Annotated in this window: 19 protein-coding genes, 1 tRNA gene and 1 pseudogene; 9 read left to right on the forward strand and 12 right to left on the reverse strand. The window is 69.1% G+C overall.

What is annotated here, in order from left to right:
- Positions 1-101 precede the first annotated feature (101 nt).
- From OG542_RS23460 to OG542_RS23475, 4 genes are all read right to left on the reverse strand, one after another.
- Positions 102-920: a S1 RNA-binding domain-containing protein gene (locus OG542_RS23460; protein WP_328413553.1), complete on the reverse strand. Its 819-nt coding sequence runs from the start codon at positions 918-920 to the stop codon at positions 102-104.
- Between the two features lie 659 nt (positions 921-1,579).
- The gene (locus OG542_RS23465) at positions 1,580-2,740 is read right to left on the reverse strand and encodes an oxygenase MpaB family protein (RefSeq protein ID WP_328418067.1); all 1,161 of its coding nucleotides are present in this window, start codon (positions 2,738-2,740) and stop codon (positions 1,580-1,582) included.
- A gap of 32 nt (positions 2,741-2,772) precedes the next feature.
- Positions 2,773-3,828: a polyprenyl synthetase family protein gene (locus tag OG542_RS23470; protein ID WP_328413554.1), complete on the reverse strand. Its 1,056-nt coding sequence runs from the start codon at positions 3,826-3,828 to the stop codon at positions 2,773-2,775.
- Positions 3,818-4,096, reverse strand: a complete 279-nt coding sequence (locus OG542_RS23475) for a polyprenyl synthetase (RefSeq protein ID WP_328413555.1) — start codon at positions 4,094-4,096, stop codon at positions 3,818-3,820. Before OG542_RS23475 ends, OG542_RS23470 begins: the two co-directional genes overlap by 11 nt.
- Positions 4,097-4,691: 595 nt before the next feature.
- On the opposite strand from OG542_RS23475, the gene OG542_RS23480 reads away from it, so the two are divergent.
- Complete coding sequence (locus tag OG542_RS23480) at positions 4,692-6,110, forward strand: ATP-binding protein (protein ID WP_328413556.1); 1,419 nt, start codon at positions 4,692-4,694, stop codon at positions 6,108-6,110.
- 187 nt (positions 6,111-6,297) lie between these two features.
- On the opposite strand, the gene OG542_RS23485 is transcribed toward OG542_RS23480, so the two are convergent.
- From OG542_RS23485 to OG542_RS23495, 3 genes are all read right to left on the reverse strand, one after another.
- A tRNA-Arg gene (locus OG542_RS23485) sits at positions 6,298-6,370 on the reverse strand.
- A gap of 90 nt (positions 6,371-6,460) precedes the next feature.
- Positions 6,461-8,437, reverse strand: coding sequence for an IclR family transcriptional regulator domain-containing protein (locus OG542_RS23490; RefSeq protein WP_328413557.1), 1,977 nt, complete (start codon positions 8,435-8,437; stop codon positions 6,461-6,463).
- Positions 8,438-8,510: 73 nt separating this feature from the next.
- A complete protein-coding gene (locus tag OG542_RS23495; protein ID WP_408057785.1) occupies positions 8,511-9,755 on the reverse strand; it encodes a M6 family metalloprotease domain-containing protein in 1,245 nt (414 codons plus the stop codon).
- 578 nt (positions 9,756-10,333) lie between these two features.
- On the opposite strand from OG542_RS23495, the gene OG542_RS23500 reads away from it, so the two are divergent.
- Positions 10,334-10,978 (forward strand): TetR/AcrR family transcriptional regulator, encoded by a 645-nt coding sequence (locus tag OG542_RS23500; RefSeq protein WP_193479910.1) that lies wholly within the window; start codon positions 10,334-10,336, stop codon positions 10,976-10,978.
- Positions 10,979-11,253: 275 nt separating this feature from the next.
- Positions 11,254-12,801, forward strand: a complete 1,548-nt coding sequence (locus OG542_RS23505) for an MFS transporter (RefSeq protein WP_311126180.1) — start codon at positions 11,254-11,256, stop codon at positions 12,799-12,801.
- Positions 12,802-12,943: 142 nt separating this feature from the next.
- Here the strand turns inward: OG542_RS23505 and OG542_RS23510 are convergent, their stop codons facing one another.
- Entirely contained in the window at positions 12,944-13,477 is a 534-nt protein-coding gene (locus OG542_RS23510; RefSeq protein ID WP_328413558.1) for a MarR family winged helix-turn-helix transcriptional regulator, read from the reverse strand.
- A gap of 88 nt (positions 13,478-13,565) precedes the next feature.
- Here OG542_RS23510 and OG542_RS23515 point away from each other — a divergent pair, with 88 nt between their 5' ends.
- A complete protein-coding gene (locus tag OG542_RS23515; protein ID WP_328413559.1) occupies positions 13,566-14,351 on the forward strand; it encodes a dioxygenase family protein in 786 nt (261 codons plus the stop codon).
- Between the two features lie 82 nt (positions 14,352-14,433).
- Here OG542_RS23515 and OG542_RS23520 read toward each other — a convergent pair whose 3' ends face one another.
- Positions 14,434-14,952 (reverse strand): GNAT family N-acetyltransferase, encoded by a 519-nt coding sequence (locus OG542_RS23520; RefSeq protein WP_261683573.1) that lies wholly within the window; start codon positions 14,950-14,952, stop codon positions 14,434-14,436.
- 193 nt (positions 14,953-15,145) lie between these two features.
- Here OG542_RS23520 and OG542_RS23525 point away from each other — a divergent pair, with 193 nt between their 5' ends.
- Positions 15,146-16,144 (forward strand): sigma-70 family RNA polymerase sigma factor, encoded by a 999-nt coding sequence (locus tag OG542_RS23525; RefSeq protein WP_261683572.1) that lies wholly within the window; start codon positions 15,146-15,148, stop codon positions 16,142-16,144.
- Between the two features lie 401 nt (positions 16,145-16,545).
- A complete protein-coding gene (locus tag OG542_RS23530; protein WP_408057786.1) occupies positions 16,546-17,286 on the forward strand; it encodes a TetR/AcrR family transcriptional regulator in 741 nt (246 codons plus the stop codon).
- A 13-nt stretch (positions 17,287-17,299) separates the two neighbouring features.
- Here the strand turns inward: OG542_RS23530 and OG542_RS23535 are convergent, their stop codons facing one another.
- The 3 genes from OG542_RS23535 to OG542_RS23545 all read right to left on the reverse strand — a co-directional run bounded on the left by OG542_RS23535 (position 17,300) and on the right by OG542_RS23545 (position 21,828).
- Positions 17,300-18,823, reverse strand: coding sequence for a hypothetical protein (locus OG542_RS23535; RefSeq protein WP_328413560.1), 1,524 nt, complete (start codon positions 18,821-18,823; stop codon positions 17,300-17,302).
- Between the two features lie 482 nt (positions 18,824-19,305).
- Positions 19,306-20,754 carry a hypothetical protein gene (locus OG542_RS23540; RefSeq protein WP_328413561.1) on the reverse strand — a complete coding sequence of 483 codons (1,449 nt, stop codon included), beginning with the start codon at positions 20,752-20,754 and terminating at the stop codon, positions 19,306-19,308.
- 93 nt (positions 20,755-20,847) lie between these two features.
- The gene (locus tag OG542_RS23545) at positions 20,848-21,828 is read right to left on the reverse strand and encodes a helix-turn-helix transcriptional regulator (protein WP_328413562.1); all 981 of its coding nucleotides are present in this window, start codon (positions 21,826-21,828) and stop codon (positions 20,848-20,850) included.
- 62 nt (positions 21,829-21,890) lie between these two features.
- On the opposite strand from OG542_RS23545, the pseudogene OG542_RS23550 reads away from it, so the two are divergent.
- From OG542_RS23550 to pfkB, 3 genes and pseudogenes are all read left to right on the forward strand, one after another.
- A pseudogene (locus tag OG542_RS23550) lies at positions 21,891-23,395 on the forward strand (MFS transporter).
- A 157-nt stretch (positions 23,396-23,552) separates the two neighbouring features.
- Positions 23,553-24,314, forward strand: coding sequence for a DeoR/GlpR family DNA-binding transcription regulator (locus OG542_RS23555; protein WP_311126174.1), 762 nt, complete (start codon positions 23,553-23,555; stop codon positions 24,312-24,314).
- Positions 24,311-25,258, forward strand: a complete 948-nt coding sequence (gene pfkB, locus OG542_RS23560; RefSeq protein ID WP_328413563.1) for a 1-phosphofructokinase — start codon at positions 24,311-24,313, stop codon at positions 25,256-25,258. The genes OG542_RS23555 and pfkB overlap by 4 nt, the downstream gene beginning before the upstream one ends.
- Positions 25,259-25,317 lie beyond the last annotated feature (59 nt).

Here is a 25,317-nt window from a genome sequence, read left to right on the forward strand (position 1 = left end):
AAGAGGATGAGGCAGTTCATGAATCATTGTCAACGGATCGTTTTAAACGATCCGTTCAAGCGGCTGGGTCGGACGCCCCCTAGCCCTATGCGGTCACAGCACTAGGTTCTGTCCGCTCCGCCAGCGGCGCCCAGCCGCACCCTGTGACGCTGGAGGTCGACCTCGGTCACCCTCACCGTGATCAGCTCGCCTTCGTCGACAAACTGATCCGGGGTCTCGGCCGGCTCGTCAGTCAGCTCTGCGAGGTGAAGGAACCCCACGACGTCGGGAGCGAGCTGCACGAACACACCAAAAGGGACGATCCTGGTGATCGGCCCGGTGAGAACCCGGCCGACGTGATCCGCAAACCGAACGAGTGGATCCTCCTGCAGAGCTTTCAACGAGAGCGTGACCTGTCCGGAGCGCGGCTCGGCAATGATCACCTCAGCGGTGATCCGCTGGCCGGCTTCGACTGCCTCGGAGGGGTGGTTGATCCAGCCCCATGTCAGGTCCGGCACCCGGATGAAGCCGGTGCACAGGCCGTCCGGTTCGCCATCGACGTGAACGAAGACTCCGAAGTCGTGAACCGCGGAGACTGTCCCAGCGACGACCTGCCCTCGCTCAAACGCGAGGAGAAAGGACCGCAAGGCCGGAATCTCGCACGCCCTGGCGGAGAGGTGAAGCTGACCTTCGCGCCGACGCCCTATCTCTTCGGCATTGATCTCCTGGCCGACCTCAAACAGCTCGGATGGATGCTCCATCCGACGCATCGATGCCTCGTGTCGAGGAATCCGGCCGATCTCGGCCCCTCCGTCGGCATCCACAAGCTCCACCAGGACGTCCGCCCCGTCGAACCCGGTGACCTTCACCGTTCTCACGACCCCCGGCCCGAGCTGGTTGATCAAGGACTGCATACGGGGGTCGGGGGCCGGCTCGGACATGAAGGTGAGCCTAGTCGGCGCCGACCGCACGGGTTCCAAGTCTCGCAGCCAGGTGCCAACTAGCGTGTCACGGCTCACCACAGCGTCCGGGACGAGGTGTTGGTGTCAGGCCAGTACTTGAAGTTCGCGTCGAACCACAGGAGTTGGGTGAGTGTAGGCATCAAATGCCCGACGACCGCGAGCTATGTTCTGCCCGCCTTGCCGGTCAGCGTCGACGGCTGGAGCCGTTCACCGCGCTTGTGGCGCTCTTCACGGCCCCCAGGGGGCCCCTTGCGGGCCCGGCCCAGCTCCCCACCTCTGCCCGCAGCCGAATGTGTGCCAAATGTGCGCCGCGAGGACGAAGGCCCTCCCGTCCGCTGACGGAAGGGCCCCTGAACAGGCGCTCTCTGTGCCCCCGGCAGGATTCGAACCTGCGACACCCGCTTTAGGAGTTTTCCCTGGGCGAGGCTGTGACCTGCGGAAACGTCGAGCGCAGGGCGTCTGGCCTGGGAAATCACCACCCTGTAGTTCTCACCTGCTCGCGGGGTTTCCCGTCCTCATGTGTGCTGTATCCGTGCGCATCGTCTCTTGCGCTGGGATCAGCCCTGGCAACCAGCTGACGGGTTCAGTGCGCACTGAACCCTGGAGCGTGCAATACCGGGGCTTGGGCATCTGTGTGATCAACAGACTGTGGCCGCGGGGGGATCCCATCGGCGGGTGCGGGGCACCGCAGGGGAGATGCCGTAGTCCTTCTTGAGCTGTTCGGGGATGGCGTAGTGCATGACGCGCCCGCGGGTGAGGGAGGACAGTTCGAAGACTGTGGTGAGGTGGCCGAGGCGGTCCAGGGCCCAGGCGCCGAGCGGGGAGCGGTCCTCGATGGTCTCCAGGACACCGAGGAGGCGGGGCACGGCTTTGACGACGGTGTCCCACGGCGTGTGCGGTACGTCGAGCCAGCCGGCGCAGGTGTCGCCGGTGAGGTGGCGGATCAGAGCGGAGACGATCGGGTCGAAGAAGGTGCCGGGCACGATCTCCTCATAGAGGTCGATGAGCTGCCGGGTCAGCTGCGTGCCCTCTTCGGAGGGCCCCATGTGCCGGATCATGTACAGGTCGAGGAACTGGCGGGCCTCGTCGAGGGTCTGGGGGACCGCGTCCTGGTCGACGCCGAGCATGGCTCCGACCACCCGCCACGCGTAGTAGTAGGCTTCCGCGCCTTCCTGTGACATGTGGATGCCGAGCCGGTGCAGGCTGTCCAGCACGAGCAGGGAGAAGAACATCTGGCCGCCGATCATGTCCTCCTGGCAGATCGGCACTCCCAGCGCGTCGGCGTCCCATCGGTTCTCGCGCCCCAGGTGGTGGCGGATGGAGGCGTGCAGAAGGCGGACCTTCTGGGCGGCGGGGATGAAGCGGCCGCCTGCTTCGAAGGCGTCGGGCTGCATCAGGTAGACGGTGAACTGGCCTGTCTCCGCCATCCGTTTGGAGGGGTACTTCAGTCCGTGGGTGGCCGACAGCAGCTTCGCCACATGCGGTACGACGTAGCAAGCGGGCATGGAGGCGAAGGACAGCGCGGTGGAGATGTGCACGTTGTTGTCGATGAAGAACAGCCGGGCCTTCTCCATCTCCGACCAGTCCACCCAGGCCGGCGGGACACGGGTGGCCTCAAGGTACTCCCGCGCGACGTCGGGCAGACCGTCCGGCAGGGGAGCGTCGGCGGTGGAGACGTAGCGCATCAGGGAGTTGAACGTGCCCACCTGGCCGCGTTCGAAGAGCGTGGCGACGGTGGCGTCGGCGAGTTCGTCACCGGCCTGCCGCAGGGGGTCCATCGACGCGTCGGTGTACGTCATCGTCATGGCAGGGCTCCGTTGTGGCTGAGTTCTCAGAACTGGCGGTCCGCCGCGGAGCGGGCCAGTGCGGTCAGGGCGGTGTGGGCAGGGGCCGGTACGCCCAGCTCGTCGAGAGCGCCGAGCGCCTCCTCCACCCGTACGCCGATCATGTCCTCGATGCGGTCGGGTGCCCTCAGCTCGCGCATTGCCTCGCGGACCGTGTCCAGGGCATCCGCGTCCAGGCGGCGTCGGCCCAGTACGGCGCGCAGCCGCACGCGGTCCTCGTCTCCGGCCAGGCGCCAGGTCTCCGCCAGCAGGGCCGTAGGCCGGTGGCCTTCCACGTCGTCGGCGTTGGCCTTGCCGGTGCGCTCCGGGTCTCCGAACAGGCCGAGCAGGTCGTCCCGTAGCTGGAACGCCTCGCCCAGCGGCAGCCCGTACGCGGAGTAGCCCTCGCGCAGCCGTGTGCCGGCCCCGGCCAGGGCGCCGCCGATCAGCAGAGGCTGCTCGACGGTGTACTTGGCGGTCTTGTAGCGGATCACCTTCAGCGACGCCTCGGTGTCCGGTACGGCTCCGGTACGCAGGATCTCCAGGCACTCGCCCGCGATCAGTTCCCGGGCCATCACCGACCACAGGGGGCGGGCACGGGCGAGGTACGCGGCGGGCAGGCCGCTGGTGGCGAACAACTGCCCGGCCAGCGCCATCAGCAGGTCTCCCACCAGCATCGCCAGCGACCTCGCCGCCGCCGCGCCGCGCGGACGACGCCGTACGGCATCGCGCAGGGCGACATGGGCCGTGGGGCGCCCGCGCCGCAGCGGACTGTCGTCGATGAGGTCGTCGTGCACGAACGCGGCGGCGTGCACCAGTTCCATGGATGCCGCCGCCCGCACCAGCGCGTCGCTGTCCGGCTGGCCCACCGCGCGCCAGCCCCAGTAGCAGAACGCCGCGCGCAGCCGTTTGCCCTCCGCGACCGCGGCCTCCAACTGCTCGGCCACCGGGCCCAGGAGCGGATCGATCGCGGCGAACTGGTCGGCTTCCTGGGCGACGAACCGGCGCAGCACCTCGTCGACGCGGACCTTGAACGCGACGGGCTCCCACCGGTCAGCCATCATCGGCGCTCTTCCGAGCCGACACGTGCCGGGCGAGGATCTCCAGGTGGGCCGGGGACACGGCCGCGTACCGGTCCAGCACCAGACGCCCACGCGCCGTGAGGTCGTGCTCGGCCTGCGCGGCGAGCTCCGCGGCATCCGAGCGGCGCAACAGCCCCCGCACCGCGCCGACGGCCGAACCCAGCGTGCTCACGGCCAGATCGGCCAGCCCGGCCACCAGCAGCAACGCCTGCTCGTCCGAGCTTTGGCGCCGTCCCGCTTCTCGCGTCATGCTCTTCCCCACCCACAGCCTATCCGGGCGGCGCCGGTCACGCGCCGTCCCTTTGAGCATCGCGTCACATCGGGTGGGAGTCCGGAAGAACTCACGATCGGGTGATCACATCGATCGATCGTGCGGATCGCCGCTGCGGCGGCCCCGCACTCGGCAGTCCGGCGCCGGGCTGAGCACTGTGGCGGTTCCGCTGCCCACGCCTGCACGGTCGCTCCGCCGTCCTCACTGCAGCCGATACTCAGCCGGCCTCCCACGCGGGCCAGGCGCTGGGACATGGCCGGCAGGCCCAGGTGCGTGCCCCTCTCATGGAAGATCATTTGGGCGTGTGGCATTCACGTGGCATTGGGTCATGAAAGCGGCCCCCCGTTCGCATGGAACGAGAGGCCGTCAATCCATGCGCAGTCCGCTCACGCGCCGCTCACGCATCCGGCGACCGTGGGGCTTCCAATGGCGGACCATGCTGGGGCGCGGAACGCTGATCTTCTCCCGCGACCGGGGGAGCAGCATCTCTCGAGCTCCTGTAACTAACATTGATGTTGCTAACTTCAATGCTAGTATCTGTGGCGTTAGGTGATGATGCTGGGGAGGTGGCGGCATGGCAGATTTCGTGGGCAGGCGGCACGAGCTCGAGACGCTGGATCGCGAGCTGGGCAAGGTGACGGCTGGGGTCGGTGGGGAGCGGCCTGGGCGGTGCGTGATGCTTCGAGGGCGCCGCCGGGTCGGTAAGTCGCGGTTGGTGGAGCGGTTCGCCGAGAGGTCCGGTGCGCCGTTCCTCTTCTATGCCGCCACAGGGGCGTCGCCGGGGGCGGACCTGAAGCGGCTCAGCCAGGATGCGCAGTCGTCCAGCCTTCCGCTGGCGAATCTGCTGGCCGCGGCCCGCCCGGCGAGTTGGGATGCGGCTTTCGACGTACTGGCGGCGGCACTTCCGCACGACCGGGCGAGCGTGGTGGTCATGGACGAGGTGCCCTATTTGATGGATGCGGAGGGCGCCTTCGAGGGCATGCTTCAGCGGGCCTGGGACCGAGTGCTGGAGACGAAGCCGGTTCTGCTGGTTCTCATCGGTTCCGACCTGTCGATGATGGAGGCGCTCAACGACTATGGACGCCCGTTCCACCAGCGCGGACGGGAGATGGTGCTGGGTCCGCTCAACCCGGCGGAGGTGGGCGAGATGCTCGGCCTCGATCCTGCCTCGGCCTTCGACGCGGCCTTGATCACCGGTGGACTGCCTCTGATCTGTGCGGAGTGGACGCACGGCGCCGGAATGTGGAAGTTCCTGCAGGCGGCGCTCAGCGATCCGGTCTCGGCCTTGCTGGTATCGGCGGAGCGCTCGCTTGCTGCAGAGTTCCCCCAGCAGGTCCAGGCCCGCACCGTCCTCTCGGCGATCGGCAGCGGTGAGCGGACGTTCTCCAATATCGCCCGCGCCGCCGGCGGGATCGGGGCGACCCCGCTACAGCGGTCGCTGGGGATCCTTGCGGACAAGCGGGTGATCGCGGCGGAGCTTCCCGTGTCCACGCGGCCTTCGAAGGATCGTCGCTACCGGGTCGCGGATCCCTACCTCCGCTTCTGGCTGAAGCTCCTGGGCCCGACGATGGAGGAGATCGAGCGGGGCCGGGGTGACCTGACACTGCAGCGCATCCGCGAAAACTGGACCAGCTGGCGCGGCAGGGCCATCGAACCTCTGGTGCGCGAGGCGCTGGCACGGCTGCTGCCCGACGCGAACCTCCCCGCCGCCCCCGCCATCGGCGGTTACTGGACCCGTACCAACGATGTGGAGATCGACGTCGTGGGAGCGGACCGCGCGCCGATCGCCAAGGAACTGTTGTTCGTCGGCTCGGTGAAGTGGCTGGAGAACTCTGCGTTCGACCGGCACGATCTCGCGGCGCTGCACCGGCATCGCGCCGCGCTCACGCCTGCTCCCGTGCCTGTGATCGCTGTCTCGCGCAGCGGGATCGACTGCGCGGGGCTCGACGCTGCGTACGGCCCGGCGGAACTCCTCGCGGCGTGGTCCTCCTGAGCATGCCGGAACACGTGTGGATGCCAGGTGTTTATGGCCTGTCACCCCAACTCGGGTCGGCCGAGCCTCCGGCCCACCGCGACGGTGACGTCCTCCCGCTCACGCAAACGGCCCCGGACGAGGAGTCCGAGGCCGAGCATGAGCCCTCCCTGAGGGAGAAACCCCAGGTCAGAGCGGTAACGCGTTGTGCCCCCGGCAGGATTCGAACCTGCGACACCCGCTTTAGGAGAGCGGTGCTCTATCCCCTGAGCTACGAAGGCAGTGGCATCGGACGCAAGCAGCGGCGTGCCTGTGGTCTGGGGTGACCACAGGCGTCAGCGTACCGGATACGGGTCGGGTGGGTGTGGGGGTCAGGTCAGGGGGACGTGGGTGAAGCGGGTGGCGGTGTGGAGGTCCGACTCGATGCGGGTGGCTGTCGCCGTCAGTTCGGGGAGGAGGTCCGTTACACACTCCCGGAGGCTGTGGCGGCTCGCGTGCATGGCCGTGTTCAGGGCGGCCACGACTCTTCCGGACCGGTCGCGGATCGGGACCGCGATGGAGCGGAGGCCCTCTTCCAGTTCCTCGTCCACCAGGGCGTACCCCTGGGAGCGGACCGAGGTCAGGGTGTGGGTCAGTCGCTCCTTGTCCGTGATCGTGTGAGGGGTCAGGGGGCGTAGGTCGTGGGGGAGGGGGGCTTGGCCGATGGTCCTGTCCGCCAGGAGGACTCGGCCCAGAGCCGTCGCGTACGCAGGCAGGCGGGTGCCCAGCGTGATGTTCACGCTCATCACCCGGCCCGTCGCCACCCTGGCCGTGTACTGGATCTCCTCGCCCGACTCCGAGAGCACCGCCAATGACGTCGACTCGTGGATGCGGGACGTCAGGTCGGAGAGGTGGGGGTGGGCGATGTCGGGGAGGGTCGTGCGGGAGAGGGGCGGGAAGCCCAGGGAGAGGACCCGGGGGGTCAGGGCGAAGGTGCGGTCGCCTGTCGGTGTCACCAGGTCCAGGTGTTCGTAGGTGATCAGGGCTCGGCGGGCCGTCGCCCGGGCCAGGCCCGTTGCCTGGGCCACCTCCGTGAGCGTCAGCTCCGGCCTGCCCTCCCCGAAGGCCGTGAGGACCGTCAGGCCCCGCGCCAGGGATTCGATGAAGTCGCGGCCGAGTCGCTGTTTCGACGCGCCCGTCCAGAGGGCCAGGTTCGACGGTGGTGTGCCGGGGGACGGGGGTGGGGTGCGGTCCAGCTCCTGCTCCATCTGCGTCACCGCCGCCCGCAGTCTCGGCAGCAGGGTGGTGCGCAGGCTGTGTGCCGTGTGGCGGCTCGTGTGGCTGACCACGCTGGCCACGCACGCCGGCGGCCGGTGATCGCCGACCGCGTGAGGGGAGCGGACCGGTACCGAGACCGCCACCAAGCCCGGCTCGATCAGCTGGTCGTCCAAGGCCCAGCCGTTCGCGGCCGCCTCCTGCGTGCGGCTCACGAACATCTCGTCGTCTCTCGCGTCCGCTCCGTACTTGCGGGGTGGTACGGCCGTGAAGGAGAGGTCCCTCGGGTCCGCCGCCCGGCGTTCGCGCCAGCGTTGCCAGTCGGTGGCCGTCCACTCCGTTGCGAACAGAGGGCCGGGGGCGGTGCGTTCGGCGGGGAGCAGGTCGCCGATGCGGAAGCTCAGGGACATCGCGCGGCGGCGGGTGGCCTGGTGGATGAAGCGGATGCCGTCGCGGTCGGCGACCGCCAGGGAGACCGACTCGTCCAGTTCGTCGGCCAGGGCGTCCGCCCGAGCGGCGAGCAGGGCGGGAAGGCGCAGGGCGGTGAGGTAGGCGTTGCCCAGTTCCATCAGGCGGGGGGAGAGGTGTACGTCCCGGCCGTCCACGCGGACGTAGCCCATACGGGCGAGCGTGGCCGTGATGCGGTCGACCGTGGAGCGGGCGAGGCGGGTGGCCCGTTCCAGGCCGCTCAGGCTCAGCGTGCCGTCCGCCTCGGTCAGCTCCCGCAGCACCGTGATGCCGCGTATCAGCGGCGTGACCGCCTCGTCCGGCGTGACCGCCTCGTCCGATGTGGTCGAGCCGCTGGCTGGTGTGGTCGACTCCCTGGCCGGTGTGGTCGCCCCCCTGGCCGGTGTGGCCGTGTCGGCGACCTCTGCCGTCGCCCCGCTCGCCCCGCCGGCAGACGCGCCCGTCCCCTCGGCAGACGAGCCCGCCCTCTCGGCAAGTGCCCCACCCGCATCGGCCGCTTGCCCACCCGCATCGGCCGGCGTCCCGCCGCCATTTACCGGCGTTCCGCCGTCATTCACCGGCGCCCCGTTCTCGTCGGCCGAGGGGGCGGACCCCTCGGGGTCGTCGTTCATGGGCTTCGCTGGCATCGGCTCTCCGGTACGGCGGTCGCGGCAGGCCTACGGTAATCCGGAGTCCGGGACGGGTTCCCCCTCGGCGGCGCTACCCCCTCGTCACCCGCACCCGATACCCGCCCTCACCCCCACCTCCACCCTCCAGATCCACCCCCGCCACCTCGATCTCCACTCCCTTGCGAGGGTCCCGGAACGTCTCCCCGGGCGTGAACGGCGCGTCCGACAGTTCCGCGTGGACGTTCGGCGCGCGGGTACAGCCGCCGCTGTCGCGGCGGGAGTCGTAGACCGTGACCGGGCCCATGCCCGTGTCCACCTCCGCGTCGACCTTGTAGATCAGGACGCCCGGGCGGCACACCGTCTCGTCGTTGCCCGCGCGGGTGCGCAGTTCCACGGCGTAGCCGGTCTTGCTGTCGAGGGGGAGGACGACCAGCTTGGAGCCGCCGGCGCGGGCCAGCGGGGTCAGGGTGTACTCCGTGGTGCCGGGGGTCGCCACGCAGTGGACCTGGGCCGCGTCGAGCCAGCCCAGCTTCCACTTGTGCCAGCCGAGGAAGTCGTTGTTGGCGCCCCAGTCCTCGCTCATGATGTCCCAGTGCCCGACCGCACCCCCGCCCTCGGCGGTGTACAGGTCGGGCAGGCCGAAGACGTGGCCGTTCTCGTGGGGGAGTACGCGGTAGCCGTTGCGGTCGTAGGAGCCGGAACCGTCGTCCTGTCGGGAGTAGACGAACGAGGCGTTGGCCACGGGGGTGCCGTCGGCTGTCGGGGCCTCGGGGTTGCCGGCGAAGGTGACGGACAGGACCGTGTCCAGGGCGGACGGGCCGGCGTTCGGGGTGACCAGCACGTTCACCAGGTCGTACGCGCGGAAGTCCACCTTGGGGTCGGCCTCGGCCACGAGGTCCTGGACCAGCGCGCGGTAGCCGGGGTCGAAGGGGGCGCCGCGCTCTATGCCGTACTCGCGGAAGGACTTCGGCATCCGCAGCCATCCCGGGATCGGAGTCTCGGGGCGGTAGTCGAGGCGGCCGTAGGAACTGGTGCGGAACCACTCGCTGGTCTGCGGGAAGAACTCCCGGAAGCGGGCCAGGGCGTCGCCGTCGCCGGGGGCGTCGGAGAAGTCGATCATCAGGGTGAGGGCGCGGACGGTGCCGGTGGAGCGGGAGTAGCCGTCGGAGGTGGGGATGCCCTCGGACATCTGGATCTCGCGGGCGCCTCGGATCAGGCAGGGGCCGTGCGAGGAGGTGCGGGACAGGGAGATCGGTCCGGCTCCGGCCGTCGTGGCGCCGGGGGCGAGGTGGCCCGTGCCGGCCGAGGTACTGACCGAGAAGATCAGGGCGGTCACGCAGGCCAGGGCCGCCAGACGGCGCCGCGGCAGCCGGGGTATCCGACAGCGGGGCGGCTGCGTTCGGCCCGGCCCACCCGACTCCGTACGGCCCGGCCCACCCGACTTCGTACGCCCCGGCCCACCCGACTTCGTACGCCCCAACCCACCCGACTCCGCACGACCCGAGCCGGCCGGTTGCGTATGACCCGACCCGGCCGACCCCGCACGACCCGGCCCAGGATGCTGCGTACGGCCTGGGCCGGGCGACCCCGCCGCGCCCGGCCGGGGGCGCTGAGGCTGCGGCTGCATGCAGGGGACCTCCCGCGCCACGGCAGCCGCCGGTCTCCGGCTGCACCCTTTCGCTCACCCTGCGTTGCTGCGGATGGGGGCGCGCGTTGGAGGAGACCGATCGTGGGTTTCCCATCAGTAGCGCCGGTAGCGCCCTACGGGCGCTAGTGAGCCAGGTCACAAAGAAAAAAACCCTGCTACGGGAAATACCGGGGACCCAGTCCCCGTTTAGCCATGTGTCAGAGCGAAACGGGGACGCGCTCCCCACATCGCAAACACCGCACACCTCACCCGTCCAGGAGCACACCGTGCAGACCGCCACCCCCGAACAGCGCAAGGCGCCCCGGCCTCGCGCCGACGCCCTGCGTAACCGGGAGCGGATCGTCACCGCCGCCCGGGAGATGTTCGTCGAGCACGGCCCCGAGGTGCCGCTCGACGAGATCGCCCGCCGGGCCGGCGTGGGCAACGCCACGGTGTACCGCAACTTCCCGGACCGCGACGCGCTGGTCCGCGAGGTCGTCTGCTCCGTCATGGACCGTACGGCCGCCGCGGCCGAGCTCGCCCTCGCCGAGACCGGCGACGCGTTCGAGGCGCTGGAGCGCTTCGTGCACGCCGCCGCCGACGAGCGGATCAGCGCGCTGTGCCCGATGGTCTCCAGCACGTTCGACAAGCACCACCCGGATCTGGAAGCCGCGCGCGAACGGGTCGAGAGCCAGGTCGCCGAGGTCATGGACCGTGCCCGTGATGCCGGGCAGCTCCGCTCCGACGTGGATGTCGGAGACGTCATGATCGCCGTGGCTCAGCTCAGCCGGCCCCCGGCCGGGACGGACTGCTTCCGTGCCGACCCCTTCGTCCACCGCCATCTTCAGCTGTTCCTGGACGGGCTGCGGGCTCCCGCTCGCTCCGTTCTGCCGGGCACGGCCGTGACTCTGGAGGATCTGCGCCAGCCCTGACCGATTAGTTCAGCGCGTCCCATCCGTCTGAAGCCAGTAACGTCCCGTCTGAAGCCAAGACACCGCGTCCGAAGCCGAGACACCGTCCGAAGTCGAGACACCGAAGTCGAGACACCGAAGTCGAGACACCGAAGTCGAGACACCGAAGTCGAGACACGGTCCGAGGCCAAGACACCGTCCGAAGCCAAGACGACAGTCCCTGCGGCCGTCCCCGAAGACGATCCGCTGTCTCTCGACATCTCTTTCCGTCACGAAGTCCCGAAGTGGGTACACCCATGTCTGAAACAGCCTCAAAGGCACTCGGCACTCCGGCCGCCGCGCCGGACGCCGGCCGCTGGAAAGCGCTCGTCTTCATCGCGCTCGCCCAGCTGATGGTCGTCCTGGACGCCACCATCGTGAACATCGCCCTGCCCTCCGCCCAGCAGGACCTGGGCATCTCCGACGGCAACCGGCAGTGGGTCGTCACGGCCTACGCCCTCGCCTTCGGCGGTCTGCTGCTGTTCGGCGGCCGGATAGCCGACCTGTGGGGCCGCAAGAAGGCCTTCGTCGTCGGACTGGCCGGCTTCGCCGCGGCCTCCGCGCTCGGCGGCGCGGCCACCAACGAGGCGATGATGTTCGGCGCCCGCGCCCTCCAGGGCGTCTTCGGAGCCCTGCTCGCGCCCGCCGCGCTCTCCCTGCTCGCCGTGATGTTCACCGACGCCAAGGAGCGCGCCAAGGCGTTCGGCATCTACGGCGCGATCGCCGGTGGAGGCGGTGCCGTCGGTCTGATCCTGGGCGGTTTCCTCACCGAGTACCTGGACTGGCGCTGGACGTTCTTCGTGAACATCCCGTTCGCCATCGTCGCCGCGGCCGGTGCGTACTTCGTCATCCGTGAGCCGGAGGGCGGCCGCAACCGCTCCTCGCTCGACATCCCCGGTGTGATCCTTTCCACCCTCGGCCTGGTCGCTTTGGTCTACGGCTTCACCCGCGCCGAGTCCGACGGCTGGAGCGACTCCGTGACCGTCGGCATGTTCGTCGCGTCGGCCGTGCTGCTGGCGTCCTTCGTGCTCGTCGAGTCCAAGGTCAAGGCTCCGCTGCTGCCGCTGCGCGTGATCACCGAGCGCAACCGCGGCGGGATCTACCTCTCCCTCGGACTCGCGATCATCGCGATGTTCGGCCTGTTCCTCTTCCTGACCTACTACCTGCAGATCGTGAAGGGGTACTCGCCGGTCAAGACGGGGTTCGCCTTCCTGCCGATGATCGCGGGCATGATCACGGGCTCGACCCAGATCGGCACCCGTCTGATGACCCGGGTCGCGCCGCGCCTGCTGATGGGCCCCGGCTTCCTGGTCGCCGCGCTCGGCATGCTGCTGCTGACCCAGCTGGAGATCGGCTCCTCGTACGCGGCCCTGCTGCTGCCGGCGATGCTGCTGCTCGGGCTCGGCATGGGTACGGCGTTCATGCCGGCCATGTCCCTGGCCACCCAGGGTGTCGAGCCCCGGGACTCCGGTGTCGCCTCCGCGATGGTCAACACCTCGCAGCAGGTGGGCGGCGCCATCGGTACCGCCCTGCTGAACACCATCGCCGCCTCGGCGACGACGTCGTACATCGCCGACCACATCGTGGGGGCGACCAGCCGGTCCCAGCAGCAGCTGGTCCAGCTGGAGGGCATGGTGCGTGGCTACACGAGCGCCATCTGGTTCGCCGTCGGCATCCTCGTCGTGGCCGCCGCGATCGCCCTGACCTTCGTCAACGCCGGCCGGCCCGGCAGCTCCACGGTGACCGGCTCCGGCGCGGACGCGGACGCGGCGGACGACGTGCAGATCCCGGTCGTCGCCCACTGACGGCGGCCCACGGAAGACCCCTTCGGGTTACCCGTAAAGCCCCAAGGCCTTAAAGCCCTAAAGCCCCAAAGCCCCTTCGGGCCACCCGTAGGCACGAGGAAGGGGACGCCTCGTACCTATGGATTCCAGGACCTGCCCCGGCTCAGCGGAGCCAGGGCAGGTCCGCACCCGCTTCGGTCGGCTGAAGTCCCTCGGCGACGATCCTCATGATCTCGCCGAGGGACTTCTGCTGTTCCGGGGAGAGCCGGTCGAAGACCGCCTGCCGTACGGCCTCCACATGGCCCGGGGCGGTCTGCCGCAGCACCTCGTAGCCCTCCTCCGTGAGCACGGCGAACTGGCCCCGCTTGTCGTCGGGGCAGTCCTCGCGGCGCACCCAGCCGTTCTTCTCCAGACGCGCGATGGCGTGCGAGAGGCGGGAGCGGGTGATCTTCGCCAGCATGGCGAGCTCGGTCATCCGCAGTCGCCGCCCGGGCGCCTCGGCGAGCTTGACCAGAAGGCCGTAGTAGACGTGCGGCATGCCCGCGTCGCGCTGGAGCTGACGGTCGAGATGGTCGTCGAGGAGGGTGACGCCCTCCATGAACGAGCGCCAGACGCGCTGCTCCTCGTCGGTGAGCCAGCGCGGTTCGTGGGGCTCCTGGCCTGGGCCCGGTGTCGATGCGGATGCGGGTGCCTTCATGTGTTCCACTCTACGTGGACCCTTCTTGAAGATTAAACAAATGGCCCGTACAGTTTTGTCAGGGAACCATTCTGGAGGGAGTCGCAGCATGTCCGCCGCCACCCAGGAGCGCATGCCCGCTCTGTACCTCAGCCACGGCGCCCCGCCGCTGGCGGACGACCCGGTCTGGCCCGGTGAGCTGGCCGCCTGGTCCGCCGGACTGCCGCGCCCCAAGGCGATCCTGATGGTCTCCGCCCACTGGGAGGAGGCCCCGCTCGCCCTCGGGGCCACCGAGACCGTCCCCCTCGTCTACGACTTCTGGGGCTTCCCCGAGCACTACTACCGGGTGAGGTACGAGGCTCCCGGCGCACGGGAGCTCGCCGAGTCGGTACGGAAGCTGCTGCGCGCCCCCGGTACGCCCGTCCAGGACGTCCCCGACCGCGGCCTCGACCACGGCGCGTACGTCCCGCTGGTCGAGATGTACCCGGAGGCCGACATTCCCGTCCTGCAGGTCTCCATGCCGACCCTCGACCCGGCCGGGCTCATGGAGATCGGACGCAAGCTCGCCCCCCTGCGGGACGAGGGCGTGCTGATCGTCGGCTCCGGCTTCTTCACGCACAACCTGGCCGCGCTCCGGCAGGGCGGCATCCCCGGCTGGTCGGCGGAGTTCGACGACTGGGGCCGCCGGGCGCTGGAGGCACGGGACGTGGACTCCCTGCTGGACTTCACCCGCACGTCGCCCGCGGGGCAGCTCGCCCACCCGCGCACCGAGCACTTCGCCCCGTTGTTCGTGACCATGGGCGCCGCCGACGCGGCCGGTGAGCTGGACCTGCAGAAGTCGGTGATCGACGGGTTTTGGATGGGGCTGGCCAAGCGGTCGGTCCAGTTCGGCTGAAATCGACTACGAGGGAGCCCGGGGTCCGCATCAAGGAGCACGGGGCCGCTCCCCGGGTGTCACAGGGGTCCGCTCCCTGGTGTCACAGCGGCTTCTCGTACCAGGCCACGTCCCAGTAGCGGCCGAACTTGCGGCCGACCTCCCGGTACGTTCCGACGTACTGGAAGCCGAAACGCTCGTGCAGCCGGCCGGACGCCTCGTTCGGCTGGGTGATGCCGGCGTAGGCGCGGTGCAGGTCCTCGCCGGACAGGGCTTCGAAGAGGGCCTCGTACAGCAGGGTGCCGATACCGAGGCGGCCGGCGTGCGGGGCGACGTACACGGTCGTCTCCACCGAGGTTGCATAAGCGGGCTTCTGCCGGAAAGGGCTTGAGGTGGCGTAGCCCAGAATTTCCTGTGAGTTGGTGCCCGTGGCAACCATCAGGCGATGCGGGCCGTCTACTGGATGGGAGAGCAGCCAAGGGCGGCGCTCTTCCGGAGTGAAGATCGCGGTATCGAATGTGATCGCCGTCTCACGTATGTAGTGGTTGTAGAGGGCTGTGAGAGCTTCGAGGTCGGCCTCGACTCCTGGCCTGACCTGCACCTCTGTACGTTCCGACGGCATCGTGCCTCCTTAGGTGGCCGGACAGGGTACTGCATGATCAGGAAAATCGTGGGGCGGGTTGGGAATTCTGTCCTGATTCCAGTCGTTGTTTCCATCGGATGCAGGGCACCCGAGGAGAGTCCGGAGAGTCCCGGAGACGGAGTCCAGCGTCCGAAGGACCGCCCGCTGACCTCACCATCGCAAGGGAGCACGCATGGCAACCCGTGCCGTCGCCCGTCGTAAGTCCGCCACCGGCGAGACGGCCGACGCGGCAAGCAGTGTTCGCGCCCATGGCGGCGAGATCGCCGACCGCGACCTGGTCGGCATGTACCTCGACGAAATAGCGCGCACACCACTGCTCGACGCCGCCAAGGAGGTCGAGCTGTCGCAGGTCATCGAGGCGGGTGTGTTCGCGCGGCAGGTCCTCGACGGGTTCGAGGACACCAAGGCCGACCCCACCCGTGACGAGCTCGAGGCCCTGATAGCCGACGCGGAGCGGGCCAAGGACGTCTTCATCCGCTCCAACCTCCGCCTGGTCGTCGCCGTCGCCCGCCGCTACCCCCGCAGTGGACTGCCGCTGCTGGACCTGATCCAGGAGGGCAACGCCGGCCTGGTGCGCGCGGTCGAGAAGTTCGACTACCGCAAGGGCTTCAAGTTCTCCACGTACGCGACGTGGTGGATCCGCCAGGCCATCACCCGCTCGATAGCTGACCAGTCCCGTACGATCCGCCTGCCCGTCCACCTCGTGGAGGAGCTCGGCCGGATCCGCCGTGTGCAGCGCGAGTTCAACCGCGAGCACGGCCGGGACCCGGAGCCCGCGGAGATCGCCGCCGAGCTCGCCTCGACGCCGGAGCGCGTCACCGACGTGCTCGACTGGGCCCGCGACCCGGTCTCGCTGAACATGTCGGTGGACGACGAGGGCGAGACCCAGTTCGGCGACCTCCTGGAGGACACCTCGGCGGTGTCGCCCGAGCAGTCGGTGCTCACGCTGCTGCGCAGCGAGGAGCTCGACGACCTCATCGGCCGCCTCGACCAGCGCACGGCCTCCATCATCAAGATGCGCTACGGCATCGAGGACGGCCGGGAGCGCACGCTGACCGAGGTCGGCAAGGAGCACGGCCTGACCCGCGAGCGCATCCGGCAGATCGAGAAGCACGCGCTGCTGGAGCTGAAGAAGCTGGCGCGCAGCACCGGTTTCGACGCGGCGGCCTGACGCCGGGGCACCCGGCGGCGTGACACCGCGTACGCCGGGTGGCGAAAGACCGCGCAAACATGGCGTTGTAACGCCGCTTAACCCGCAGGGGTCGGGGAACAAGACTTCCGGGTCCATCAGTTCGGGCCCGGGGCCACACCTCTCGGCCCCCAAGAGCCAAGTCCCGTCGCACTCCCCCCGGCGCCGGGACTCTCCAAAGGCCGGGCTTCGGCGTCCCTCCCCCCGGGCGCCGGGGCCCGGCTCTCTGCGTACGGGGCCTCTTGGGCGCGGAGGTCTCGGAAACGGGTCCTCATACGGGCCCTCGGGGGGTGTGGTGCTCGGAGGGCGGGGCACCCCGTACCTGAACCACGGGGTGGCCCGCCAGATGGCAGATTGTGTCACATGGGCATAGCCTGCCGGGCGTGAGCAGCACCACCCCGAACCCGCCTCAGACCTCGCTGACCGAGCGGCGGAAGGCCGAGACCCGGATGGAGATCGCCCGGGCGGCGGCGGGCCTCTTCGTCCGGCACGGCCTGCGCGCCACCCGCGCGGAGGACATCGCCCAGGCCGCCGGTATCGCCCCGCGCACCTTCTACCGGTACTTCGCCACCAAGGAGGAGGCCGTCGTCCCGCTCTACGCGGCCGGCGCCCAGCGCTGGGTGGCTGCGGTGCGCAGCGCTCCGGCCGACGCGAGCGTGCTCCAGGCACTGGAACAGGGCGTCCGCCACACCCTCACCCCCGGCGTCGGCGTCTCGGCCTCCTCGTGGGAGTGGGTCCGCACGCTCCTGCGCCTCGCCGAGGCGGACCCGTCCCTGCGCAGGGTGTGGGCGGAGGTGTGCCAGGCGTCCGAGCGGTCGCTGGCGGAGGTACTGGCCGCGCGGCTGACGGCCGGCCCCACGGGGACTGGGACTCGGTCGACAACCGGCCCCGACAACGTTGCCGCGCCCTCGCCCTCGCCCTCGCCCGCCTCCTCGCATCTGCGCTTCGCCGCCGCCGTGGCGAGCGCGGCCGTACGTGCGGCGGTGGAGGGCTGGGCGACGGCCGGAGACGTCCCGGCGGACGGGCCGGAGGGGCCGGCGGAACTGGCGTTGCGGAATCTGGGGGTGCTGCGGGATTTCCCCTGGGAGAGCCGGCGACTCGATGAGGGACGGTCACGCCGGTGACAGGGCCTTACGGTCACTCGGCTGACAGGAGGGCCTTGTCGACGAATGCGGTGCAGTCGCTTGCCGACTTGAAGGCTTTCGCGGCGTCGCGCAGAGACACATCGAACACGCGTATCGCCGCGAGAGACACCGCTTCGTCGGGTCCGGCTCTGGTGAGAGCGGCCTTGTAGCCCTCGGCACTGGCCTGCGCCGGAGACGTTCCCTGCGCGATCTCGTCACCCATCACCTCGGTGAAAACGGTCAGGGCCTCCCTCGAGACGCCGGACGAATCGAAGTGCGCGGCACATTGCCGGATGGCCCGCAGTTCGTCTTCGAGGTCCTGCTCGGACAACTTCGGAGGCTTGACGACGGCGAACTTGGCACTGCCCTGCTCCGCACCCTCCTCGTACTTCACCTTGGTGACGTTCTCCTTGTCTCCGTAAGGCACCTGCGACGCCTTCACCACCGCACGGATGGCGATCGTGACCGTCTCGTCCGGCACGATCTTGGTGTCACCCTCCGTGGGGCAGCTCACCACGGTGCTCCCCGCAGTGATGTCGCAGTCGTGCTCCTCACCTGAAGCCGCCATGAGCTGTGCATGCAAGACGGGGTGGATGACGCCTCCGTCAGCGCCGCCCGAGGCCGACTCGAACTCGTCCTCCACTGTCACACCGGTGACGTCCTCATCCCCGTGATTGGTGACCTTGACGGTGAAGGACTGGAACTCTCCCGGAGCGACCGCAGAGCTCAAGGGTTTGTTCCTGATCTCCAGCAAGGGCTTGTCCGAGTGCTCGCCATTGGTCTTCTTGATCTTTTTGAGGAATTCCTCTCCCTCATCCTTCGCCTTGTCCCGCTCATCTTGAGATGCCGACCTGTCGTAGGACTTCAGCACATTCTTGCTCAGCTGCTCCACGTTCCTCTTGAGCTCGGCTTGCTGCTCCGGCTTGAGCTCGGCTCGCTGCGTCGCCGAAATGGCCCGGTCGCTAAGAATCTGCTGGCTCGTCCCCGAGGAGCTCATGGCACTCACAGTCCACTCGTGATACTGCTGCGGCGTCCGTTGGCCTTGAGAGAGAGTGATCGTTTTGACATCCCGCTCAGTGTTCCTGAGGGCGAAGGTCCGAAAGTCCTCCGGTGCTTCCTGATCCGTGAACAGTCCGAAGCGCTCGGTCATCTCTTCAGTGAGCTCCGTGTAGGTGGCCCGCTGCTCGCGCGGCGTCTTGGGATCCTGGATCGTCCCCAGCGTCTTGACTGTCCCGTCCACGATTCTCGTGTAGGCGGACCGTTCCTCGTGTGGCGTGCCTGGATCCTGGATCTCGCCCAGTGTCTCGGCCGTCCTTTCCACGATGTGCGTGTAGGCGACCCGCTGCTCGCGAGGCGTCTTGGGATCCTGGACCGTCCCCAACGCGTCGGTGAGCCGAGACACGATCCTCGTGTAGGCGGCCCGTTGGCTGGTCGGGATGTCCGTATCCTTGCTCATCTTCAACAACCCGCTCAGCTCGTTCTCGACTTCCTCCTTCACTTCTTCCGGCACCTTCAGAGCCGCCGTGCGCTTCTCCATGAGCTTCGCTTGTTCCGAGGTGTCGGCCGGTGACGAGGGCTGCGACTGAGTGCCGGAGTCCGTCGGTGCGCTGGGGCCGGTCGGCTCGCTCGGCGTCTGCGTCCCGGATTCCGTCGTCCCGGACTCTGTCGGCTTGCTGGGCTCGGGCGGAGTACTGGACCCGGTCGGCGTGCCGGGTTCCGGGGTGTCGGAATCCGGCGTGTCTGGGTCCGGCGGTGGGGAGGGAGTCTGGGCCGGTGTCACGGTTGCGGCTTGGCCGAAGGCCCCCGTCGCAGAGGCGGTCACGCCTCCTGAGAGCGAGAGGGCTGCAACCAAGCAGTACGTGCAGCCCCTGTAACGGCAGACTCGGCGCCGGGCGTTTCTGGCCATGGCACATCCAGGTGCACTGTGGAAACATGCGGATTTGCCCGTACAAAACACAACAACCACTTACAACTACTCTGGACCCAATGGGGTCCTCCTGCAACTCGGCGCTCAGATCGCTACAACGACGCCATCAATGCCGCGATGGATACTCTTGTGGAAGTCGAGCGCGGCTCCACGCCGTACCGATCACTTTCCCTCGCGATTTCCGCTCTCAATTCCTCCCCGTCAGGGGTGTTTCTGGAGCCGAATTGGTAGGACGAGATGGCCCAATCGTAAGCAAACTTCTCCCGCGTGCCGTACCAGAGTACGGTGACGTACCGGGGTTTGCGGGTGACGTTGATGATGTTGTTGTTGTGGCGTACTTTCCCCTCATGGATAATCATGTCGCCGCATTGTGTGCAGTAGAATCGTCCCTCCTTCTTTTTCCAGACGGGGTGCACCCGCTGTAGTTGCAGGAGGTCGATCTTTCCGCGATCCATTCTCATCGTCACCACAGCCAAGGACGCTTCCAGGAGGTCGTATTCAACGCTCCTGGGGATCTGGATCACCTTTTCCTTTACGTGGCCCTCGCCCGGATGAAGCCAGTACCCCGGCCCGGTGAATTGTCCGGCGCTTATCGTTTTGCTGCCTGATTCAGTGACATGAAGCTCTGCGTCGTATTCCTTTTCCAGTGCCTTCTTCCAGTCTCTCAGTCCCCCGTCGTCCTTCGAGTATTCGGCCGAACGGCCGTAAACCAGATACTTATCAACAAGGATGTATGCCGGAACCTTTCCGGTGTTCTCCACTTGGAATGTCACCGGCACATGGATGAACGGACGGGTGGGATCGGTGTGAGGGGTGCCGAACTTTGCCGTGAGAGTGATATAGAAGGGAGCGGATGTGGGCTGATAGACGGCGGAGTACGCGAAGTTCGTGGCGGCCAGGAGGCCGGACAGGGCCACCCCGGTCGCAAATTTTTTGGGGTGAGGGATGGCTCTCCATACCTGCTCATGGAACAGTCGCCAGAGGGCCCACAGCGACCAGCTGAAGAGCAGCAGGTACACGGGCAGGTAGAATGTCGGTTCTCTTTCCTGGAGCCAGGTGAACAGGAAAATGCTCTCCGTGATCAAGGCGATCAGCACCCCGACCAGTACCACGGCCCCGGAATACCTGAACTGCCGTTTTCCCTCGTAGTCGAGGGCCGCCAGCGCCGCGAGGCCCTGCACCGCGCCGGACAGGATGAAGAGGAACCCCGTCATGCGCTGCGCGAAGGTCAGTGCCCCCATGGCGTCCGGTCTTCCGACGACGGTGAGCAGGGCCATGGACAGGATCAGTCCCGCCATCATGAGCGCTGTGGCCGTGCGTCTTCGCCACGTGCGATCGGGCCATATCTCGCTGCCAGCCTCGCGCCAGACTATGACTCTCCGGTCTTCCAGATCGATGTCCTCCGGGCAGCCGAGTTGCCGGAGGACTTTGCGCAGCCCGCTCGGGGACCAGGCGCTGCCCACCGTTGTGCCACCCACGCTGACCGCGCGGAGGCCTCTGCTGTCCGGCGGCTCCACGATCACCCTGGGAGTCTTCTCCATGAGGGACAGCCTTGATGATGAACGGACACCACGCAGCCGGGCTTGCTCCAACCGGCCATGCGGCGGTGCAGCCGCCCTCCGGCAACAGGCGCTTCAGGTCATGCTCCGTCCCCCCTCGGCCGCCCTGCTCAACCGCGCCCCCAACTCCCTCACGGCCGTGACGAGTTCCTCCGGCGCATGCACCACGAAGTCGCACTCCAGCAGCGCCAGCCGGAACGCCACCCACTGCACCGCGTCTCCCACCGTCCCCCGCAGCCGGCAGCTGCCGTCGTCCAGCGGCTCGGGTGTCCCCAGCCACTTCGGCAACCGGGCGGCGACGAAGCCGGCGGGTGCGGCGAACGTGACCTCGAAGTCGTAGGTCTGCTGCTGCCGTTGCATCGACTGCCGCAGGTACTCCGCCGCGCTCCCCGTCGGCAGCTCGCGCGGCACGAACCGCGCCCCTGTCGCGAACGGTTCACTCACCCGGTCGACGCGGAACGTGCGCCAGTCGTCGCGGTCGATGTCGTACGCCACCAGGTACCAGCGGCGGCCCGTTGACACCAGTCGGTACGGCTCCGTCAGGCGCCTCGACTCCGTGCCGTCCGCCGCCCGGTAGGCGAACCGCAGCCGCTCGTGCCCGGCCACCGTCGAGGCCATCACGGTCAGTGTCTCGGGTGCGATGCTCGGACCGTCCCCGCTGGTCAGTGGCACGGTCGCGGCCTGGAGCGTGGTCACGCGGTGGCGCAGGCGGCCCGGCAGCACCTGCTCCAGCTTGGCCAGCGCCCGCACCGACGCCTCGTCCAGGCCCTCCACCGCGTGCCCCGCCCCGGCGCGCAGCCCGACCGCGATGGCCACCGCCTCCTCGTCGTCGAGCACGAGCGGCGGCATGGCCTTGCCGGCGACCAGCCGGTACCCGCCGTCGGCACCCTTGGTCGCCTGCACGGGATAGCCCAGTTCGCGCAGCCGGTCGATGTCCCGCCGGACCGTGCGGCGGGAGACCCGGAGCCGGTCGGCGAGCTCGCCGCCGGGCCATTCGCGGGGCGTCTGGAGGAGGGAGAGGAGCGTGAGCAGCCGGGCCGGTGTGTCCGTCGTCATACCGACGAGGATGCCGTACCACTAGGACACCATCTGACCTAATGACCCCCTAGCTTCGAAGCATGACCTCCACCGACACCACCCACGGCACCACGGGCGGCGGGACCGACCGCCGCCGTTGGTTCGCCCTCGCGATCGTGATGACCGCGGCTTTCATGGACCTCGTCGACGTCACGATCGTCAACATCGCCATCCCGTCGATCCAGCGGGAGGCGGGCGCGTCCTTCGCGAGATCCAGTGGATCACCGCCGGCTACGCCCTCGCGTTCGCCGCCGGGCTGATCACCGGCGGACGGCTCGGCGACATCCACGGCCGCAAGCGGATCTTCCTCGTCGGCATCGGCGGCTTCACCGTCGCCTCCGCGCTGTGCGGCCTCGCGGTGAACCCGGAGATGCTGGTGGCCTCGCGGTTCCTGCAGGGCGCGATGGCGGCACTGATGGTGCCGCAGGTGCTGTCGATCGTGCACGCGACCTTCCCGGCGCACGAGCGGGGCAAGGTGTTCGGGCTGTTCGGCGCGGTCGTCGGTCTCGGGGCCGTGTCCGGTCCACTGCTGGGCGCGCTGCTGACCGAGTGGAACCTGTTCGGGTGGGAGTGGCGCTCGATCTTCCTGATCAACCTGCCCGTGGGTGTCGCGGGCCTGATCCTCGGCAGCCGGTTCATCACCGAGTCCAAGGCGCCGCGGGCCCTGAAGCTGGACCTGATGGGTGTCGCGCTCGTGACGCTGGGCCTGCTGATGCTGCTCTACCCGCTCATCCGCGGCCGCGAGCTGGGCTGGCCGCTGTGGGGGTACGTCTCGATGGCCGGCGCGCTGATCGTCCTCGCGGCGCTGGTGGCGTACGAGAGGCGCAAGAGCGCACGGGACGGCTCCCCGCTGGTCGAGCTGTCGCTGTTCCGGGTCAAGAGCTTCGCGGCCGGGATCGCCGTGCAGACGGTCTTCGGAGTCGCGCTCGGCATCTTCTTCCTGGTCTGGACGCTGTACATGCAGTTCGGGCTGGGCTGGAGCCCGCTCAAGGCCGGGCTGACCGGGGTGCCGTTCTCGATCGCGGTGTCGGTGGCCGCCGGGATGTCGGTGCAGAAGCTGGTCCCGCGCTTCGGGCGCAAGGTGCTCCAGGCGGGCGCGCTGGTGATGGCGGCCGGGGTGCTGCTCTACGTCTGGGAGTCCGGGCACTACGGCCTCGCCATCACCCCCTGGCAGATGGCCCTCCCGCTGGTCGTGATGGGCGTCGGCATGGGCCTGATCGTCGCGCCGCTGACCGACGCGATCCTCTCCGAGGTGCCGCGCGAGCACTCCGGATCGGCCTCCGGCCTGATCAACACCGTGCAGCAGATGGGCAACGCGCTCGGGCTCGGGCTGGTGTCGGTCGTCTTCTTCGGCTCGATCAGCGACCACCTGAGCCGCGACGAGGTGGGGCCGGCCTTCGCCAACGCCTTCGAGAACGCGCTCGGTTGGGTGGCCGCGGTGATGGCCGTCATCTTCCTGCTGATGTTCGCCCTGCCGAAGCGGCCGGCGCAGCACGTGGAGGGTGAGTCGCTCCCGGCGGGAGGGAAGGAACCGGCGCTGGTCTGACAGCGCAGTACGGGCCCGGCACCTTCAAGGGGAGCCGGGCCCGTTTTCTGTTTCCGATCATGCCCGATTAAGCCCGAACCTGTTTACTTCGCAGAAATCTCGGCGTAGCCTCCCGCTGAAACCACACGTTCGGGCACGAGGCGGAGGCGAAACAGACATGTACGCACCGGAGCGGCAGCAGGAGATCCTCCGGCTCGCCCGTGACGGCGGCCGAGTGGATGTCGTGTCGCTGGCCGAGCAGTTCCAGGTGACGGCGGAGACGATCCGCCGGGATCTGAAGGCCCTCGACCGGGCCGGCATGGTCCGCCGGGTGCACGGCGGAGCCATCCCGATCGGGCGTCTCGACTTCGAGCCGGACCTCGCCGAGCGCGAGACCGCGGCGGCCGACGAGAAGGACCGCATCGCCAAGGCGGCCCTCGCGGAACTGCCGAGCGAGGGCACGATGATCCTCGACGCCGGTACGACGGTGGCCAAGATGGCCGCCGCCCTCCCGCTGGAGGCCTCCCTCACCGTCGTCACGCACAGCCTGCCCATCGCGGCCCGCCTGGCCGACCACCCCGGCATCCAGCTCCACCTCATCGGAGGGCGCGTGCGGCACCGTACGCGCGCCGCCGTGGACGCCTGGGCGCTCAGGGCCTACGGCGAGATCCGCGCCGACGTGCTGTTCGTGGCCGCCAATGGCTTCTCCGCCGAACACGGTCTGACCACCCCCGACCTCGCCGAGGCCGCCGTGAAACGCGCGGCCGTGGCCGCCGCCCGCCGGGTGGTCCTGATCGCCGACTCCTCCAAGCACGGCCAGGAGCACTTCGCCCGCTTCGGCGACCTGAGCGATGTGGACCTGCTGATCACCGACAGCGGGCTGAGCCCCGAAGACGCCGTCGCCATCGAGCGCGGCGGCACGGAAGTAGTGCGCGCATGATCCTCACCGTCACCCCCAACCCGTCACTGGACCGCACCTACGAGGTGCCGTCCCTCGACCGCGGCGAGGTCATCCGCGCCACCGGCGAGCGGATGGACCCGGGCGGCAAGGGCGTGAACGTCTCGCGCGCGGTCGCCGCGGCCGGACAGCGCACCGTGGCGGTCCTGCCCCTGGGCGGCGCCCCGGGCGCGCTCGTCGCCGACCTGCTCGACGCGCAGGGCATCGAGGTCGCTCCGGTCCCGGTCGCCGGGGCCACCCGCTCCAACATCGCCCTCGCCGAGGCCGACGGCGTCCTGACGAAGATCAACGCACCGGGTCCGGAACTGTCCGAGGCCGAGCGGGAACTGCTCCTGGAGACCGTACGGCAGCAGTCAGGCGACGCCGCCTGGATCGCCTGCTGCGGCAGCCTCCCGCGAGGCCTCGCCCCCTCCTGGTACGCCGAGCTGGTCGCCCGCACGCATGCCGCCGGTGCCCGGATCGCCCTGGACACCTCCGGGCCCGCGCTGTTGGAGGCGCTCCGCGAACGGCCCGACGTGGTCAAGCCGAACGCCGAGGAACTCGCCGGAGCCGTCGGCCGCCCCCTCGCCACCGTCGGTGACGCCGTGAAGGCGGCCGAGGAACTGCGCGCGATGGGTGCCCGGGCCGTCCTCGCGAGCCTCGGTGCCGACGGGCAGCTGCTGGTGTCCGACGAGGGCGCCTGGTTCGGCAGCGCCCGCGTGGACGCCGTCCGCAGCAACGTGGGCGCCGGTGACTCCTCTCTCGCCGGCTTCCTGATCGCCGGCGGCAGCGGCCCCGACGCCCTCGCCTCCGCGGTCGCCCATGGCGCGGCGGCCGTCCAGCTGCCCGGCAGCGTCATGCCGACGCCGGGTGACCTGGACCCCGCGGCGGTGACGGTCACGGCGGAGGTCCCGGCGGACCGTGTGCTGAAGGAGCCGGTGTCATGACGTACCTCGAGACGCACGAACCGGACCTCGAGCGGCGGGTCTCTCCGTTACTCCCCGCC

Source organism: Streptomyces violaceus (genome assembly GCF_036014075.1).
In the GTDB taxonomy this organism is placed as follows: Bacteria; Actinomycetota; Actinomycetes; order Streptomycetales; family Streptomycetaceae; genus Streptomyces; species Streptomyces violaceus.

Excerpts from the sequence above, each read along its gene's own strand:
- OG542_RS23460 (WP_328413553.1), bottom strand. The coding sequence starts at position 920 with ATGTCCGAGCCGGCCCCCGACCCCCGTATGCAGTCCTTGATCAACCAG.
- OG542_RS23465 (WP_328418067.1), bottom strand. The coding sequence starts at position 2,740 with ATGACGTACACCGACGCGTCGATGGACCCCCTGCGGCAGGCCGGTGAC.
- OG542_RS23470 (WP_328413554.1), bottom strand. The coding sequence starts at position 3,828 with ATGATGGCTGACCGGTGGGAGCCCGTCGCGTTCAAGGTCCGCGTCGAC.
- OG542_RS23475 (WP_328413555.1), bottom strand. The coding sequence starts at position 4,096 with ATGACGCGAGAAGCGGGACGGCGCCAAAGCTCGGACGAGCAGGCGTTG.
- OG542_RS23480 (WP_328413556.1), top strand. The coding sequence starts at position 4,692 with ATGGCAGATTTCGTGGGCAGGCGGCACGAGCTCGAGACGCTGGATCGC.
- OG542_RS23490 (WP_328413557.1), bottom strand. The coding sequence starts at position 8,437 with ATGCCAGCGAAGCCCATGAACGACGACCCCGAGGGGTCCGCCCCCTCG.
- OG542_RS23505 (WP_311126180.1), top strand. The coding sequence starts at position 11,254 with ATGTCTGAAACAGCCTCAAAGGCACTCGGCACTCCGGCCGCCGCGCCG.
- OG542_RS23510 (WP_328413558.1), bottom strand. The coding sequence starts at position 13,477 with ATGAAGGCACCCGCATCCGCATCGACACCGGGCCCAGGCCAGGAGCCC.
- OG542_RS23515 (WP_328413559.1), top strand. The coding sequence starts at position 13,566 with ATGTCCGCCGCCACCCAGGAGCGCATGCCCGCTCTGTACCTCAGCCAC.
- OG542_RS23520 (WP_261683573.1), bottom strand. The coding sequence starts at position 14,952 with ATGCCGTCGGAACGTACAGAGGTGCAGGTCAGGCCAGGAGTCGAGGCC.
- OG542_RS23525 (WP_261683572.1), top strand. The coding sequence starts at position 15,146 with ATGGCAACCCGTGCCGTCGCCCGTCGTAAGTCCGCCACCGGCGAGACG.
- OG542_RS23535 (WP_328413560.1), bottom strand. The coding sequence starts at position 18,823 with ATGGAGAAGCGCACGGCGGCTCTGAAGGTGCCGGAAGAAGTGAAGGAG.
- OG542_RS23540 (WP_328413561.1), bottom strand. The coding sequence starts at position 20,754 with ATGGAGAAGACTCCCAGGGTGATCGTGGAGCCGCCGGACAGCAGAGGC.
- OG542_RS23545 (WP_328413562.1), bottom strand. The coding sequence starts at position 21,828 with ATGACGACGGACACACCGGCCCGGCTGCTCACGCTCCTCTCCCTCCTC.
- OG542_RS23555 (WP_311126174.1), top strand. The coding sequence starts at position 23,553 with ATGTACGCACCGGAGCGGCAGCAGGAGATCCTCCGGCTCGCCCGTGAC.
- pfkB (WP_328413563.1), top strand. The coding sequence starts at position 24,311 with ATGATCCTCACCGTCACCCCCAACCCGTCACTGGACCGCACCTACGAG.